Origin of the sequence: Streptomyces sp. CHD11 (assembly GCF_018638295.1) — a bacterium.
Classification (GTDB): Bacteria; Actinomycetota; Actinomycetes; order Streptomycetales; family Streptomycetaceae; genus Streptomyces.
This window is the reverse complement of the sequence record NZ_JABTTS010000007.1, coordinates 191,443-205,846: the sequence shown is the minus strand read 5'-3', so window position 1 is coordinate 205,846 and position 14,404 is coordinate 191,443. Positions and strand designations below refer to the sequence as shown.

The 14,404-nt window shown below is 73.5% G+C and carries 9 protein-coding genes and 1 pseudogene; 6 read left to right on the top strand and 4 right to left on the bottom strand.

The features are described 5' to 3' along the window. Positions 1-15 precede the first annotated feature (15 nt). Positions 16-669 (top strand): lipopolysaccharide biosynthesis protein, encoded by a 654-nt coding sequence (locus tag HTV45_RS09655; RefSeq protein ID WP_215205240.1) that lies wholly within the window; start codon positions 16-18, stop codon positions 667-669. A 32-nt stretch (positions 670-701) separates the two neighbouring features. On the opposite strand, the gene HTV45_RS09650 is transcribed toward HTV45_RS09655, so the two are convergent. Continuing rightward, a complete protein-coding gene (locus HTV45_RS09650) occupies positions 702-2,027 on the bottom strand; it encodes a glycoside hydrolase family 26 protein (RefSeq protein WP_215205239.1) in 1,326 nt (441 codons plus the stop codon). A 189-nt stretch (positions 2,028-2,216) separates the two neighbouring features. On the opposite strand from HTV45_RS09650, the gene HTV45_RS09645 reads away from it, so the two are divergent. Both HTV45_RS09645 and HTV45_RS09640 read left to right on the top strand, forming a co-directional pair. After that, complete coding sequence (locus HTV45_RS09645; protein ID WP_215205238.1) at positions 2,217-3,497, top strand: ATP-grasp domain-containing protein; 1,281 nt, start codon at positions 2,217-2,219, stop codon at positions 3,495-3,497. 2 nt (positions 3,498-3,499) lie between these two features. Further along, complete coding sequence (locus HTV45_RS09640; protein WP_215205284.1) at positions 3,500-4,765, top strand: NAD(P)-binding domain-containing protein; 1,266 nt, start codon at positions 3,500-3,502, stop codon at positions 4,763-4,765. Between the two features lie 301 nt (positions 4,766-5,066). Here HTV45_RS09640 and HTV45_RS09635 read toward each other — a convergent pair whose 3' ends face one another. The 3 genes from HTV45_RS09635 to HTV45_RS09625 all read right to left on the bottom strand — a co-directional run bounded on the left by HTV45_RS09635 (position 5,067) and on the right by HTV45_RS09625 (position 9,757). After that, positions 5,067-5,999: a chaplin gene (locus HTV45_RS09635; protein WP_251691821.1), complete on the bottom strand. Its 933-nt coding sequence runs from the start codon at positions 5,997-5,999 to the stop codon at positions 5,067-5,069. A gap of 165 nt (positions 6,000-6,164) precedes the next feature. Beyond that, positions 6,165-7,073 carry an ABC transporter permease gene (locus HTV45_RS09630; protein ID WP_215205237.1) on the bottom strand — a complete coding sequence of 303 codons (909 nt, stop codon included), beginning with the start codon at positions 7,071-7,073 and terminating at the stop codon, positions 6,165-6,167. After that, positions 7,070-9,757, bottom strand: a complete 2,688-nt coding sequence (locus HTV45_RS09625; protein ID WP_215205236.1) for an alpha/beta fold hydrolase — start codon at positions 9,755-9,757, stop codon at positions 7,070-7,072. Before HTV45_RS09625 ends, HTV45_RS09630 begins: the two co-directional genes overlap by 4 nt. Positions 9,758-10,114: 357 nt before the next feature. On the opposite strand from HTV45_RS09625, the gene HTV45_RS09620 reads away from it, so the two are divergent. The 3 genes and pseudogenes from HTV45_RS09620 to HTV45_RS09610 all read left to right on the top strand — a co-directional run. After that, the gene (locus tag HTV45_RS09620) at positions 10,115-12,379 is read left to right on the top strand and encodes an MMPL family transporter (protein ID WP_215205235.1); all 2,265 of its coding nucleotides are present in this window, start codon (positions 10,115-10,117) and stop codon (positions 12,377-12,379) included. A 7-nt stretch (positions 12,380-12,386) separates the two neighbouring features. Continuing rightward, complete coding sequence (locus tag HTV45_RS09615) at positions 12,387-13,685, top strand: sensor histidine kinase (protein WP_215205288.1); 1,299 nt, start codon at positions 12,387-12,389, stop codon at positions 13,683-13,685. 52 nt (positions 13,686-13,737) lie between these two features. Next, positions 13,738-14,403: pseudogene (locus HTV45_RS09610) on the top strand (response regulator); the annotation flags it as partial. Between the last annotated feature and the right edge of the window lies 1 nt (position 14,404).

Genomic DNA, 14,404 nt, shown 5'->3' with positions numbered 1-14,404 from the left:
GGGAGCAAGCTCGTCATGACCGACACCCCGACCCGTCGGCGCCTTCCGTCCCTGGACCGCGTCAAGAAGCTGCCGGCCTGGTCCGCGCTGGTGGCGGGCACGCTCGTCGGCGGACTGATCGGCGGCGCGTACGGCCTGCTCACGCCCGCCTCGTACTCGGCCACCAGCTATGTCGTCGCCGTGCCGACCGAGAACGCCACTCCGGACGCGGCCCGCGGTTTCGCCCAGGCGTACGGGCGGGTCGCGACGCAGCTCGCGGTGCTCGGTGACGCGCAGGTGTGGGCCGGGGTGCCGGTGCGGACGCTGCGGGACAGCGTGCGCACGGCGACCTCGCCGGACGCGCCGATGGTCTCCGTCACGGCCACCTCCGCGCGGGCCGAGCAGGCCGTCGACATGGCCAACGCGGTCTCGCGCGCGCTGACCCGGCACGCGGAGGACACCAAGGGCAGCACGCAGGTGCGGCTGGTGCAGTTCTCCCGCGCGGTGAAGCCGAGCGGGCCGGCGTCCGCGTCACCGGCGATCACCGTGCTGGTCGGGGCGAGCGGGGGCGGCCTGCTGGGCGGGCTGGCCCTGCTCGTGCGGCCGGGACGGGCCGGCCGGGAGGCCGACGATCCCATGCCCGCCGCCTCGGTGCCCGGCCCGGCCACCGCCGCCGACGTGCAGCGGTGACGGCGGTGAACCCGGCCGGGGGACGTCCCCGTCTAGCGGGTGCGCGACCACCAGTCGAAGCGCAGGCAGAGCTTCCCGCCGAGCCAGTGCTCCACCCAGCGGCCCAGGTCCAGCGGCGCGCAGTTCCGCGGCGGCAGCGGTCCCTCCGGCGCGGTCGGTGCCGGGGTGGCGTCCGGGTCGGCGTCATGGGTGCGGCCGTAGAGAAAGGACCGGTAGACGCGGGAGGAGTCCGGATTGTCGTCGCACTGCCACACCCCGTGCGGGCAGTAGTCGGTCACCGTGTTGTAGAGCGGCCGGTGCTCCTCCATCCACTCGAGCATGCGCCGCATGTACTCGGGATTGTCACCGTTGCGGAAAAGCCCCCACTCCGGATAGGAGATGGGCTTGCCGTGCGCCTTGGCGAAATCGACGTGGGCCTGGAGTCCGTAGGGTTCCTCGATCTGTTCGTCGAAGGACATCCCGGACGGCTGGTCGTAGGAATCCATTCCGACGATGTCGACCGTGTCGTCCCCCGGGTAGCACTCCGTCCAGGGGACGGCGTCCCGGCCCCGGCTCGGGGTGAAGTCGAACGTGAAGTTCTGGCCGGGTACCGCGCGCATGGTCCTGACGATGCGGTTCCAGTACTTCTTCCAGGATTCCGGGTCGGGACCGCAGCGGTGGGTGTACGTGACGCCGTTCATCTCCCAGCCGAGGACCAGGATCGTGTCCGGCACCTTCAGTGCGACCAGCCGCTCGGCGAGGGCACGGAAGTGGTGGTCGAACTCCCCGGCCGCGCCCCGCCGCAGCAGGGTGCGGACCTCCTCGTCGGAGACGCCCTCCTCGTTGCGCTCCTGCAGGGGGACGTTGAGGACGAGCATCCGGTCGTCCTCGGCGTTGCGCCAGTCCGCCCACGACTCGAGGAACTGGATGTCGCCCTCGATGTCGCTCCAGCGGTTGCCCGGCAGGTAGGTGTGGCCGACACGCAGCTCGGCGCCGCCCAGCCAGCGGCTGAGCTGCTGCATGCGGGCCACACCGCGGTCGTCGGAGGCGAGGAACGCGCCGAAGGCCGGGACGTCGCGGTCCTGCTCCTGGCCGGGCGGGGTGACCGACGGCGGGGTGAGCGAGGGCGGGTGGACGGGCGGGACCACGGGGGCCTCCGGTACGGGGACCTCCGGTGTGGAGATGTTCGGTGTGGGGACGGTGGGTGCCGGGACGGCCGGCGCGGCCGGGGGCTCCGTCGGGGCCGGCCGTGCGGGACGGGAGTCCTCGGCTCGCACCGCCCCCGCCGCGGGGCCGGCCGCCAGGGCGGCCGACACGATGACCGCCGCCGCGCCCACGGCCATTCCGCGGGCTCGGACCCGCCTGTGCTGTGGGGCCATTGGCTGTTCCTCTTTCTCGCTCGTCCGCCTTCTGCCTGACGCCTGACGCCTGACGCCTGAATCCTCGTTATTGACGACCAGTCATATGAAGTCAGTCATAAGAAATCCGACGGTGCCACTGTCACTGCGGCTTTCGAGTGCCGGAGTGACCCGTGCGGGTGAGCCGGTACCTGAAGAAAGTGAGAATGCGTGTCGCTGCTTGACACCGGGATCCCCGCCGTAGTGCTGCGGATCGACCGGAATCCCTTTCACCACGGAACGCTCGGGGCCGTACGGTCGCTCGGCCGAGCCGGCGTGGAGGTGCATGTCGTCGCCGACTGCGCGGGAAGCCCCGTGCGGCGCTCGCGGTACGTGCGCCGTCTGCACGCCCCGCCGGCCCCGGGGGCGAGCGCGGAGGAGATCCTCGCGGTGCTGCGCCGGGTGGCCGCACAGGTGGGGCGGCCGGCCGTGCTGGTCCCCATGGACGACGCCACCGCGATCGCCGCGGCACGGCTGCGCGGCGACCTCGCCCCGTCCTATCTGCTGCCCGCGCTGCCGGCCACCCTGCCCGAACGCGTCGCCGACAAGGCCCAACTGGCCACCCTGTGCGCCGCCGCCGGAGTCCCGCACCCCCCGACGCTGCTGCCCGACAGCCCCGGCCGGGCGGCCGAGGACGCGGGGCGCCTCGGGCTGCCGCTGGTCGCGAAGTGGAGCCGCCCCTGGCTGCTCCCTCCGGGCAGCGGACTGCGCAGCACCCAGCTCGTCCACTCCCCCCGGCAGGCCCGGGAGCTGCACGCGCGCACCGCCGAGGCGGGCAGTGCGCTGCTGCTGCAGTCGTATCTGCCGCCGGGCGAGGACCGGGACTGGTTCTTCCACGGCTACGCCGACCGCTCGGGGACCGTCCGCGCGGGCGGCTCCGGCCGCAAGCGGCTGTCCTGGCCGCGCGGCGCGGGACTGACCGCGGTCGGCCACTGGACGCCCAACGCCGAGGTGTGCGCGCTCGCCGAGCGGCTCACCTCGGAGCTCGGCTACCGCGGCGTCCTCGACCTCGACTTCCGCCGCTGCGCCGCGTCGGGCCGATACCACCTCCTCGACTTCAACCCGCGCCCCGGCGCCCAGTTCCGGCTGTTCGCGGACAGCGCGGGACTGGACGTCGTACGCGCCCTGCACCTGGATCTGACCGGCCGTCCGGTGCCGGAGGGCGAACCGGTGGCCGGGCGGGCGTTCGTGGTGGAGAACTACGCGCCGTTCGCCGCGCTGCGCACGCCGCCCGCCGGACGCGAACTGGCCTGGTACGCGGGCGACGACCGGGCCCCCGGCCGGGCGATGTGGGCCCTGTGGGCCCGCCATGTGTCCGGCCGGCTGCGCCGGCGACTGGTCGCGCCGGCTCCGGTACCGGCGCCGCGCCCGGTCCCCCGGGCGGCCACACCGCACCCGGCCTCCCCGACCTCCCCGACCTCCCCGACCGACAACGAGAAAGCGAGCAGCTGATGATGTACGACCTCCTGGTGGTGGGCGCGGGTCCGTACGGACTGTCGATCGCGTCCCACGCCGCGGCCGCCGGACTGAGCCTGCGCGTCTTCGGCCGTCCCATGGCGTCCTGGCGGGACCACATGCCCGCCGGCATGTTCCTGAAGTCGGAACCGTGGGCGTCCAACCTCTCCGACCCGTCCGGGCGGTGGAAGCTCGACGCGTACTGTGCCGAGCAGGGCCTGACGGCGCGTCACGCGGAGCCGATCCCGGTGGCGACGTTCGCCTCGTACGGCCTGTGGTTCGCCCGCAACGCCGTGCCTGCGGTGGACGAGCGCACGATCACCCGGGTCTCCTCCGGCGCCGACGGATTCACCGTGGTCACCGAGGACGGGGAGTCGCTGCAGGCGCGGACGGTGGCGCTGGCGGTCGGGGTGATGCCGTTCATCGAGGTGCCGGCGGCCCTGCGCGGACTGCACCCGACGCTGGTGACGCACAGCAGCCACCACAGCGACCTCGGCGGCTTCCAGGGCAAGGACGTCACGGTGATCGGCGGCGGCCAGGCGGCGCTGGAGACGGCCGCGCTCCTCGCCGAACAGGGCACGCGGGTACGGGTGCTGGCGCGCGCCGAGCGGCTGCGGTGGAACGATGTGCCGCCGGCCTGGGAGCGGTCCCGGTGGCAGTCGTTCCGGTCGCCGCACAGCGGGCTCGGCCCCGGCTGGCGCAACTGGTTCTACTCCGAGCGCCCCGGCCTGTTCCGGCGGCTGCCCGAGGCGACCCGGTCACGGATCGCGGCCACGGCGCTGGGTCCGGCCGGCGCGTGGTGGGTGCGGGACCGGGTGGAGCGGACGGTGGACCTGCTGCCGGGCCACGAGGTCACCGCGGCCTCGGCGGTGCCCGGCGGCCTGCGCCTGGACCTGACCGACAACGCCGGCGCCCGGCGCAGCCTGGAGACCGAGCACGTCATCGCCGCCACCGGTTTCAAGGCGCACCGCGAACGGCTCGGTCTGCTCTCCGCCGAGCTGCGCGGCTCACTGGCGGCGCTGCCCGACGGCTCCCCGGCGCTCGGCCACACCTTCGAGTCCTCGCACCACGGCCTGTTCTTCGCGGGTCTGGTGACCGCCTCCGGCTTCGGCCCCGCCATGCGCTTCGTGCACGGCGCGACGTTCACGGCGTCGACGCTGGTCCAGGGGGTGCGCCGGCGGCTCGGGGCGGCCCCGGTGCGCGGCACGGTCCCCGTACCGGGAAGCGGCAGCCGCAGCGGTGCGCCGTCCCCGGTGCGCGGCTGAGCCGGGCGGACACGTCCGTACGCGGTGGCCCGGCCGCGTGCCGTACGCGGCCGGGCCACCGCGTCCCGCGCGCCGAGCGGCCCCGTACAGACCACGACCGAGCAAGCCCACACGGACCACAGCCGAGCAAGCCCGCACGGACCGTGGCCGGTGAGCCCGCACGGACCGTGGCCGGGTGAGCGCGTACGGACCGTGGCCGGGTGAGCGCGTACAGCACAACGTCCCCCGGACCGGTGAGGTCCGGGGGACGTTGTGTGCGAGGGGTGCCGGGTTGGGCGTTCCGGCGGGACTCGGCCGGCTGCTAGCGGCGGGAGGCGACGCGGGAGCGGCGGTACAGCATCGCGCCGCCCGTGAGCAGCGCGGCACCGGCGGCCGAGGCCGTCAGCAGGCCGTCGCTGCCGGTCTCCGCCAGGTGCGGCGGGTTGCCGGGCTCCTCCACGGCCGGCGGCTCCTCCAGGGTGGGAGGCGTCTTCACCTTGGCGGGAGGCTCCGGCTTCTCCTTGTCCTTCTCCTTCTCCTTCTCCTCCTCCTCGTGACCCGACTCGTTGACGCAGGTGTTGTCACTGGCGTCGTTGAGCAGGGCGACGAGGTTGACGCTGTTGCCGCACGCGTTCAGCGACAGGTCGATGGGCGCCTGGATGACGTTGCCGGACAGCACACCGGGCGATCCCTCGGCGGCGCCCACCGCGTGCGCGCCACCGGACTCGGTGTGCGAGACACCGGACGCCGACTCCTTGTGCGAGGGTTCCGCCGAGCGGTCCGCGGACTTCTCCGACGCGTGGCCGCCGTCGGAGAGGTTGGCGCAGGTGTTGTCCGTCGCTCCGTTGAGCGCGGCGGCGCCGTTGACGCTGTTGCCGCAGGCGTTCACCGGCACGTGGACCGGGGCCTGCACGTTGTTCCCGGAGCCCACACCGGGCGAGCCCTCGGTGCCGCCCACCGCCTGCGCGCCGCCACCGGCGTCACCGTGCTTGCCGGCGTGGGAACCGCCGGAGCTGTTGACACACGTGTTGTCGTACGCCTCGTTCATCGCACCGACCGCGGTGACGGTGTTGCCGCACGCGTTCACCGGCACGTGGACCGGGGCCTGCACGTTGTTCCCGGACAGCACACCGGGAGAATCCTCGGCACCGCCCGCCGCGAACGAGTCGGCGAGGGCGGGCGTTCCGTACAGGGACAGGATGCCCGTGGCGGCCGCGGCCGCCGCGAACACTCCCCTGCTCAGGTTCTGTCGCAATGTGGTTGTCTTCCTGCTTGAAGAAATCGGGAGCGGCCACGCGTTCTGGCCCTCCGCTGCCGCATGGCCTACTCCTTCATCAACCCGACTCGGCGGAATCGGTTGCGCAGGTTCACCCGGTTGGCCCGCACACGTGCCCGGAGTCCGGGCTCGCGCGCGGCACCGTCAGGACACCACGTCCTTGCGCACGAACCCGCGGAACGCCAGCGCGAACAGCACCAGCGCGTACGTCACGGACACCGCCGCGCCCTGGATCATGCCGGACCACTCCGGGGTCGGCTGGACGGCGTCCGCCCAGGCGAACTGCCAGTGCGCGGGCAGGAAGTGACGCCAGTCGCCCAGCGCGGTGACGGCGTCCAGCACATTGCCGACGATGGTGAGCCCCACCGCCCCGCCGACCGCGCCGAGCGGTGCGTCGGTGCGGGTGGACAGCCAGAACGCGAGGCCGGCGGTGACCAGCTGCGACACGAACAGATAGGCGACGACGATCACCAGCCGCTGGGCCGCCGTGCCCGGGTCCAGCGCGCCGCCGGTGGGGATCCGCAGCGGCCCCCAGCCGTAGGCGGCCGTACCGACGGCGAGCGCCACCACCGGCAGCAGCACCATCGCGGAAAGGCTCAGCCCCAGTCCGACGATCAGCTTGGACCACAGCAGCCGCATACGGGGCACCGGCGCGGCGAGCAGATAGCGCAGGGAGGACCAGCCGGCCTCCGAGGCGACCGTGTCCCCGCAGAACAGGGCGACGGGGATGACCAGCAGGAAGCCGGCCGACACGAAGAGGTTCACGGCGGCGAAGTTGGCGCCGGACTCGGTGGCCGTGTCCATCAGGTTGACCCGGCCGCCCGGGCGGTCCGGATCACCGCCGATGGCGAAGGCGACCACCAGCACGAACGGCAGGAGGGCGAGGATCGCGCCCATGACGTAGGTGCGGCGGCGCTTGAGCTGGCGGGCCAGCTCCACCCGCAGGGGCAGGGTGCGTCCCGCGCGGTAGCCGTCGGCGACCTCGGCGGGGCCGGCGGCCGGGGCGGCGGGACCGGCGGGTTCGTCCCGCTCGCGCTGGGTGAGCGTGCTCATGCGGAACCTCCGATCAGGGTGAGGAAGGCGTCTTCGAGGCGCCGGTGCGGGCCGACCGACGCCACGGGCACCTCCAGCCGGACGAGTTCGGCGATCAGCAGCGTGGCGGTGCCGCCGGCGTCCAGCCGGACCAGCAGCCCCTCGTCGGTACGGACGGCCGAGGCGACGCCCGGCAGCGCGGCGATCTTCTCGGCGACCGGCTCGTCCACGGGCTCCTGGGTGCCGACGAGCAGCGTGTCGCCGGAGCCGATGATCTCCTGCACCGGGCCCGCCTGGACCAGCCGCCCGCGGTCCATGACCACCAGATGCGTGCACGACTGCTCGACCTCCGCCAGCAGATGGCTGGAGACGATCACCGTGCGTCCGGCGGCCGCGTACCGGATCATCACCTCGCGCATCTCGCGGATCTGCGGCGGGTCGAGCCCGTTGGTCGGCTCGTCGAGGATGAGCAGGTCCGGAAGGCCGAGCATGGCCTGGGCGATGGCGAGGCGCTGCCGCATGCCCTGGGAGTAGGTGCGCACCGCCCGGGAGAGGGCGTCCCCGAGGCCGGCGATCTCCAGGGCCTCCTCCAGGTGCGCGTCCCCGGGCGGGCGGCCGGTGGCCCGCCAGTACAGCTCCAGGTTCTCCCGCCCGGACAGATGCGGCAGGAAGCCCGCGCCCTCGACGAACGCGCCGACCCGGGAGAGCACCGGCGCGCCGGGACGGATGGCGTGCCCGAAGACCCGGATCTCCCCGTCATCGGGCCTGATCAGCCCCATCAGCATGCGCAGGGTGGTCGTCTTGCCCGCGCCGTTCGGCCCGAGCAGCCCGAGCACCTGTCCCTTCTCCACGCGGAACGACAGGTCCTTCACCGCGTACCGGTCCGAGGAGCGGGCGTACCGCTTGCTCAGGCCGGTGATCTGCAGCGGGACGTCGGCGAGTGCGGGGTCGGGGGCCGGGGCGGTGGTGCGCCGGCGGCCGGTCAGCAGCAGGAGCGCGGCGATCAGCGCGCCGCCGGCAGGCAGCCACACCACCCATGCGGGCAGCGGCGCGGCGGCGGTGCTCACGCCCGGCGCGGTGGGCACGGTGAGGTCGCTCCTCAGGGAGACGGTGTACGTCGCCGGGGCGGCCGGGGAGGCGAAGCCGAGGTCGGTGGAGGCGAGGACCAGGCGCAGCCGGTGCCCCTTCTCGACCTCGTGGTCGACGGCGGGCAGCGTGAGGGTGACGTCCTTGCCGGCCCTGGCGTCCTCGACCCGGACCGGGGCGACCAGCTGCGAGGGCAGCACCTGCTGACCGCCGTCCGGGCCGATGTCGTACACCTTGCCGAACAGGACGGCGTCGTCGCTGGTCGAGGTGACGTTCACGGTGACGGTCGGCGATCCGGTGATCCGCAGATCGCTGGTGAGGGGGGCGGACTCGAAGCGGGCGTACTGGCCGGGGAAGTCCAGCGCGATGCCGACGCCGAGCGCGGACAGCTGGGCGAGTCCTCCGGAGTCACCGAGGCCGGGCAGGGCGGAGATGGCGGGAGGACTGGCTCCGGCCGGGTTGTCGAAGCTCTGCTCCGCACGCCCGGTGAGGGGGAGGGGCCGGCCCTCGCCGGCCAGTCCCGGGTAGCGGTCGGCGCTCGCGCCGTTCAGCACGGCCTGTCCGTCGGTGGAGTCGACGCCTCCGGTGCGGGTGACGCGGAAGGCGGGCCCGGTGCCGACGCCGTCGTCGCCCTTCAGATGGCGGTCGAACCAGGCCCGGACCCGCTGTTCCAGCCGTTCCTTCTCCGGGTTGCCGCCGTCGTGCCCACCCGCGATCCAGTCGACGGCGACCGGAGCGCCATGGGCACGGATGGCCCGTGCGGCGGCATCGGCCTGGCCGAGCGGGAAGAGGGAGTCCGACTGGCCCTGCATCAGCAGTGTGGGCACGTCGATGCGGTCGGCGACGGCGGCCGGCGAGTGTGCCCGGAGCAGCTCGCGGGCCTCGTCGTCCGGTACTCCGGACTCGGCGACCCGCTGGTACATCTCGCACAGCGCCGGCTCGAACTTCTCGCATCCGCCACCGGTGTTGATGAAGAGTCCGGCCCACACCTTCTTGAACACACCGTTGGGGAAGAGCGCGTCGGCGAGGTCGAAGTAGGTGATCGAGGGCGCGATGGCGTCGACCCGGTCGTCGTGTCCGGCGCCGAGCAGCGCGATGGCGCCGCCGTACGATCCGCCGGCCATCCCGACCCGGGGGTCACCGCTCTTGTCGAGCCGCACCTCGGGCCGCCCGGCCAGCCAGTCGATCAGCCGGGAGACGTCGGCGACCTCCCCCTCCGGGTCGTTCAGCCCGATCTTCCCGGTCGACTTCCCGAAGCCGCGCGCGGACCAGGTCAGCACCGCGTACCCGTCCCGCGCGAGCTTCTCGGCCTGCTCCCGCACGTCCTCCTTGCTGCCGCCGAAGCCGTGTCCCAGCAGGACGGCGGGCCGGCGGCCGTCGGGGCCTGCGGTGAAGTAGGAGGTGTCGATCCGCACCCCGTCGCCCACCGCCATGACCCGGTCGGCGCGGCGCACCGCGGGTGCGTCGTCGGAGGCGACAGCGGTCCAGGTGCCGGCCCCGGCGAGCACGACGACGGCGGCCGCGGCGGCGATGACCCGTCGCGGCCGCCGTGACCACGGCGGTGATGAGAGCGGCCGTCGTGACCGCAGCCACCGCGATGGGGGCAGTCGAAGATCCATGCGTCAACCGTACGGGGTCCGCCTGTCCCCGAGTTGTCGACCGGAGACCGAACCCGGGGACCTCCCAGCGGCGTACGGAAGATCTTCCGTATACCGCGTCCGTGGTACACGGACGCGGATGAGGTGCCCGGGACGGCCGAGTCCGCGCAGCTCAGGTCACCACTCCCCGGCCGGGCCGGATTCCGGCCGGGCCGGCCGTAGTGCGGACGCACTAGAACAGGTGAGCGGCTGGTCCGGGGACACCAGGCCAGGACGGCTGCGGGGGACGATGCCCGCCGGGGCGCCCTGAAGGAAGTGTGGGAGGCGCGCGGGATCCCGCGCATTCCTCTTCGCAGTGGTGTCTGGAGTGATCAGCAGGTGGCGACTTTTCTCTACCGGGCCGGACGGTGGGCCTTCCGGCGGCGCCGGCTCGTGGGCGGTCTGTGGCTGGGTGTCCTGGTACTGGCCATCGCGGCCGGCGCCATGGCGCCGGCCGCGGAGGAGGAGGAATTCTCCATGCCCGGCACCGAGTCCCAGCAGGCGTTCGACCTGCTGGACGAGCGCTTCCCGCAGGGCAACTCCCAGGGCGCCGAGGCCCGCTTGGTGTTCCGGGCCCCGGACGGGCAGCGGGTGACGGCCAGGGAGAACAGGGCGGCCGTCGAGGAGACGGTCGGCTCGCTGGACGGGGGCGGCCAGGTCGCGTCGGCCACCGACCCCTATGAGACCGGTGCCGTCAGCGAGGACGGCACCATCGCCTACTCCACGGTCACCTACACCGCGGACGTCACCGACCTGACCGAGGCGACGAAGAGCGCCCTCGAGGACGCCGCGGACCAGGCCCGGACCACGGGGCTGACCGTCGAGATCGGCGGCTCGGCCCTGGACGCGGAGGAGGCGATAGGCGGTACGACGGAGATCATCGGCGTGGCGGTGGCCGCGGTGGTGCTGGTCCTGGCCCTGGGGTCGCTGGTCGCGGCCGGACTGTCGCTGCTGACCGCCTTCACGGGCGTCGGCATCGCCTTCGGCCTGGTCGCCGCGCTGGCCGTTCCGCTGGGCCTGACCTCCACCGTCGCCATCCTGGCGCTGATGCTGGGGCTGGCGGTCGGCATCGACTACGCCCTCTTCATCACCTCCCGCTACCGGGACGAGCGCGCCGAGGGCCGCGAACCGGAGGAGGCCGCCGGCCGGGCGGTGGGCACGGCCGGGTCCGCCGTCGTCTTCGCCGGCGCGACCGTCTTCATCGCCCTGGTCGGCCTGGGGGTCGTCGGAATCCCCGAACTCACCAAGATGGGCATGGGCGGCGCGGGCGCCGTGGCCCTCGCCGTACTCGTCGCCCTCACGCTGGTCCCCGCGCTGTTCGGCTTCTTCGGCCGGCGGGTCCTGCCCCGCGCCGTCCGCAAGGCCGCCCGGCCGGGAAGCGAGCACGCCCGCACCGCGGCCGGCCGGCCCGGACTCGGCACCCGCTGGGCGCGCTTCGTGCTGCGCCGGCCGGCCGCCGTGCTGCTGGTCGCCGGACTCGGCCTCGGAGCCGTGGCCGTACCGGCGCTGAGCCTCGAACTCGGGCTGCCCGGTGACGAGTCCAAGTCGGTGGAGACCACCCAGCGCCGCGCCTACGACCTGCTCTCGGAAGGCTTCGGCCCCGGGTTCAACGGCCCGCTGACCGTGGTGGTGGACCTGTCGGAGTCCGCCGACACCCAGGCCGCCGCGGACCTGGTCGTCGAGACCGTGGAGAGCGTGGACGGGGTGGCGTCGGCCGGTGATCCGGTGCTCAGCGAGAGCGGGGACACGGCCGTCCTCACCGCCGTGCCGGAGACCGCGCCGAACAGCGGCGAGACCAAGGACCTGGTGCACGCGCTGCGCGGCACGGCCCCGGGCATCGAGGCCGAAACGGGCGCCGGCGTCCTGGTGACCGGTATCACCGCGATGAACGTCGACATCTCCGAGGCGATGTCCGACGCCCTCATCCCCTATCTGATCGTGGTCATCGGCCTGGCGGTACTCCTGCTGATGGTGGTCTTCCGCTCGGTCCTGGTCCCGGTCAAGGCCGCACTGGGCTTCCTGCTGTCGGTGGGCGCCGCCTTCGGTGTCCTCGTCGCCGTCTTCCAGTGGGGCTGGGCGGCGGACCTGCTCGGTATCGAGCAGACCGGACCGGTCATGTCGCTGATGCCGATTCTCATCATCGGCATCGTCTTCGGCCTCGCCATGGACTACGAGGTCTTCCTCCTGAGCCGGATGCGGGAGACCTACGTCCACGGCGCGTCCCCCGGCGAGGCGATCGTCAGCGGATTCCGGCACAGCGGCCGGGTGGTGGCCGCGGCGGCGATCATCATGATCAGCGTGTTCGCCGGATTCATCGGGATGAGCAACCCGACCATCCAGACGATGGGCGTCGGCCTGGCCGCCGCCGTCGCCTTCGACGCCTTCGTGGTCCGGATGGCGATCGTGCCCGCGGTCCTGGCCCTGCTCGGCCACCGGGCCTGGTGGCTGCCCCGTATCCTGAACCGCGTGCTGCCGAATGTGGACATCGAGGGTGAGGCACTGGACAAGGCCGTCCCGGCCTCCTCGGCCGTGCCGGACACGACCGTGCCGGACCCGGCTCCCGGCGGCGGGCGCGTGCGGCGGCTCCCCGTCGGCCGTGACTGAGCGGGCCGTGAAACCGGGGGCCGGTGCTCCGCGACCACGCGCCGCGTGGTCGCGGGAGGCGGCGGTCACGGCGACGGCGTTCGCGCTCTGCCTGTTCGGCGGGGCGGTGCGGCTCGACGACACCCTGTCGGCGCCGCCCGCCGTCGCCTACGCCATCGCCGTGACGTCCTGTGCCGTGCTGCCGCTGCGGCACCGGGCGCCCCTGGCCACCCTCGCGGCCACGACCGCGATCGGCGTGCTGGCGCCGCTCCTGGACCTCCTGCTCACCCCGCTCGTCGTGGCCCCCGCCCTGATCACCTCCTACTCCTACTCGCTCGCCGCGCGGACCGAACGCCGCGCGGCGGGCGCGGTGTTGCTGGTCTCCGTGGCACTGGCCGTCTTCACCTCCCTGTCCGGGGACTTCTCGTGGAAGGACGCGAGCAGGATGGGGGTGATGGCGTTGCTTCCCCCGGTGGCCGGCGTGCTCGGTTACTCGGTGCGGAACCGGCGGGCCTACCTGGCTGCCGTGGAGGAGCGGGCCCGGCGGGCCGAGCAGAGCAGGGACAGCGAGGCGCGCCGGAGAGTCGCCGAGGAACGGGTGCGTATCGCCCGGGAGCTGCACGATCTCGTGGCCCATCAGATCACCCTGGCCAACGCGCAGGCCACGGTCGCCGCCCACCTCTTCGACACCCGCCCGGAGCAGACCCGCAAGAGCCTCGGGGAGCTCGTCGAGACCACCTCCGACGCGCTCGACGACCTGCGGGCGACGGTCGGCCTGCTGCGTCAGACCGGGGACGCGGCGGAGCCCGCCGAACCGGCGCCCGCGCTGTCCCGGCTCCCCACGCTTCTCGCCTCCTTCCGCCGCGCGGGTCTGGAGGTGTCGGTCCACCAGGAGGGCACGGCCAGGCCGCTTGCGCCGGGAGTGGACCTCACCGCCTACCGCATCGTCCAGGAGGCCCTGACCAACGTGACGAAGCACGCCGGCACCGGTAACGCCCGGGTGAGCCTCGTCTGGGACCGCGACCATCTGACCCTCACCGTCGCCGACGACGGGGGCAAGGGCTCCCGGACGACGCCGGCCGCGTCCACGCGGCCCCGTACGTTCACGGCGCCGGACCGGCCGCCCGGTTACGGTCTGATCGGCATGCGCGAACGTGCCACCGCGGTCGGCGGACTCCTCTCCGCGGGCCGGCGTCCGGAGGGCGGTTTCCTCGTCTCCGTCCAGCTGCCCCTCCCGCCCGCCAAGGACCACGACGCGGGGAACCGGCGACGGAGCGGCGACCACCGAGGGGCGGACGAGCCACGGAATGACGGAGTGACGGAGTGACAGACGGACGGACGAACGGACGAACGGGCGACAGTGAGGCCGGGGGCACTCCATGACGTACCGGGTGCTCCTCGCCGACGACCAGGCCCTGTTGCGCGGCGCCTTCCGCATGCTCCTCGACAGCGCCGACGACATCACCGTGGTCGGCGAGGCCGCCGACGGCAGGGAGGCGGTGGGACTCGCCCGGGAACTGCGTCCGGACGTGGTGGTCATGGACATCCGTATGCCCGAGGTGGACGGGCTCACGGCCACGGCGCAGATCTGCGCGGACCCGGAGCTGCGGGCCACCCGCATTCTGATCCTCACCACCTACGAGACCGACGAGTACGTCGCCCAGGCGCTGCGCGCGGGGGCCGGCGGCTTCATCGGCAAGGGCATCGGCGCCGAGGAACTGCTCGACGCCGTACGGACGATCGCCGACGGCGACACCCTGCTCTCTCCCACCGCCACCCGCTCCCTGGTGGCCCGTTTCCTGGCCACACCGGAGGCGGCCCCGCAGCACCACTGCGAACAGCTCGCCGCGCTCACCCCGCGCGAACGCGAGATGGTGGCCGCGGTCGCGACCGGCCTGTCCAACCAGGAGATCGCCGAGCGGATGTTCCTCAGCCCCTTCACCGTCCGCGCCCACGTACAGCGCGCCATGACGAAGCTGGAGGCCCGCGACCGGGCGCAGCTCGTCGTCATCGCCTACCGGACGGGCCTGGCCCACGCCGCCCCTC

Excerpts from the sequence above, each read along its gene's own strand:
- HTV45_RS09650 (WP_215205239.1), bottom strand. The coding sequence starts at position 2,027 with ATGGCCCCACAGCACAGGCGGGTCCGAGCCCGCGGAATGGCCGTGGGC.
- HTV45_RS09640 (WP_215205284.1), top strand. The coding sequence starts at position 3,500 with ATGTACGACCTCCTGGTGGTGGGCGCGGGTCCGTACGGACTGTCGATC.
- HTV45_RS09655 (WP_215205240.1), top strand. The coding sequence starts at position 16 with ATGACCGACACCCCGACCCGTCGGCGCCTTCCGTCCCTGGACCGCGTC.
- HTV45_RS09630 (WP_215205237.1), bottom strand. The coding sequence starts at position 7,073 with ATGAGCACGCTCACCCAGCGCGAGCGGGACGAACCCGCCGGTCCCGCC.
- HTV45_RS09625 (WP_215205236.1), bottom strand. The coding sequence starts at position 9,757 with ATGGATCTTCGACTGCCCCCATCGCGGTGGCTGCGGTCACGACGGCCG.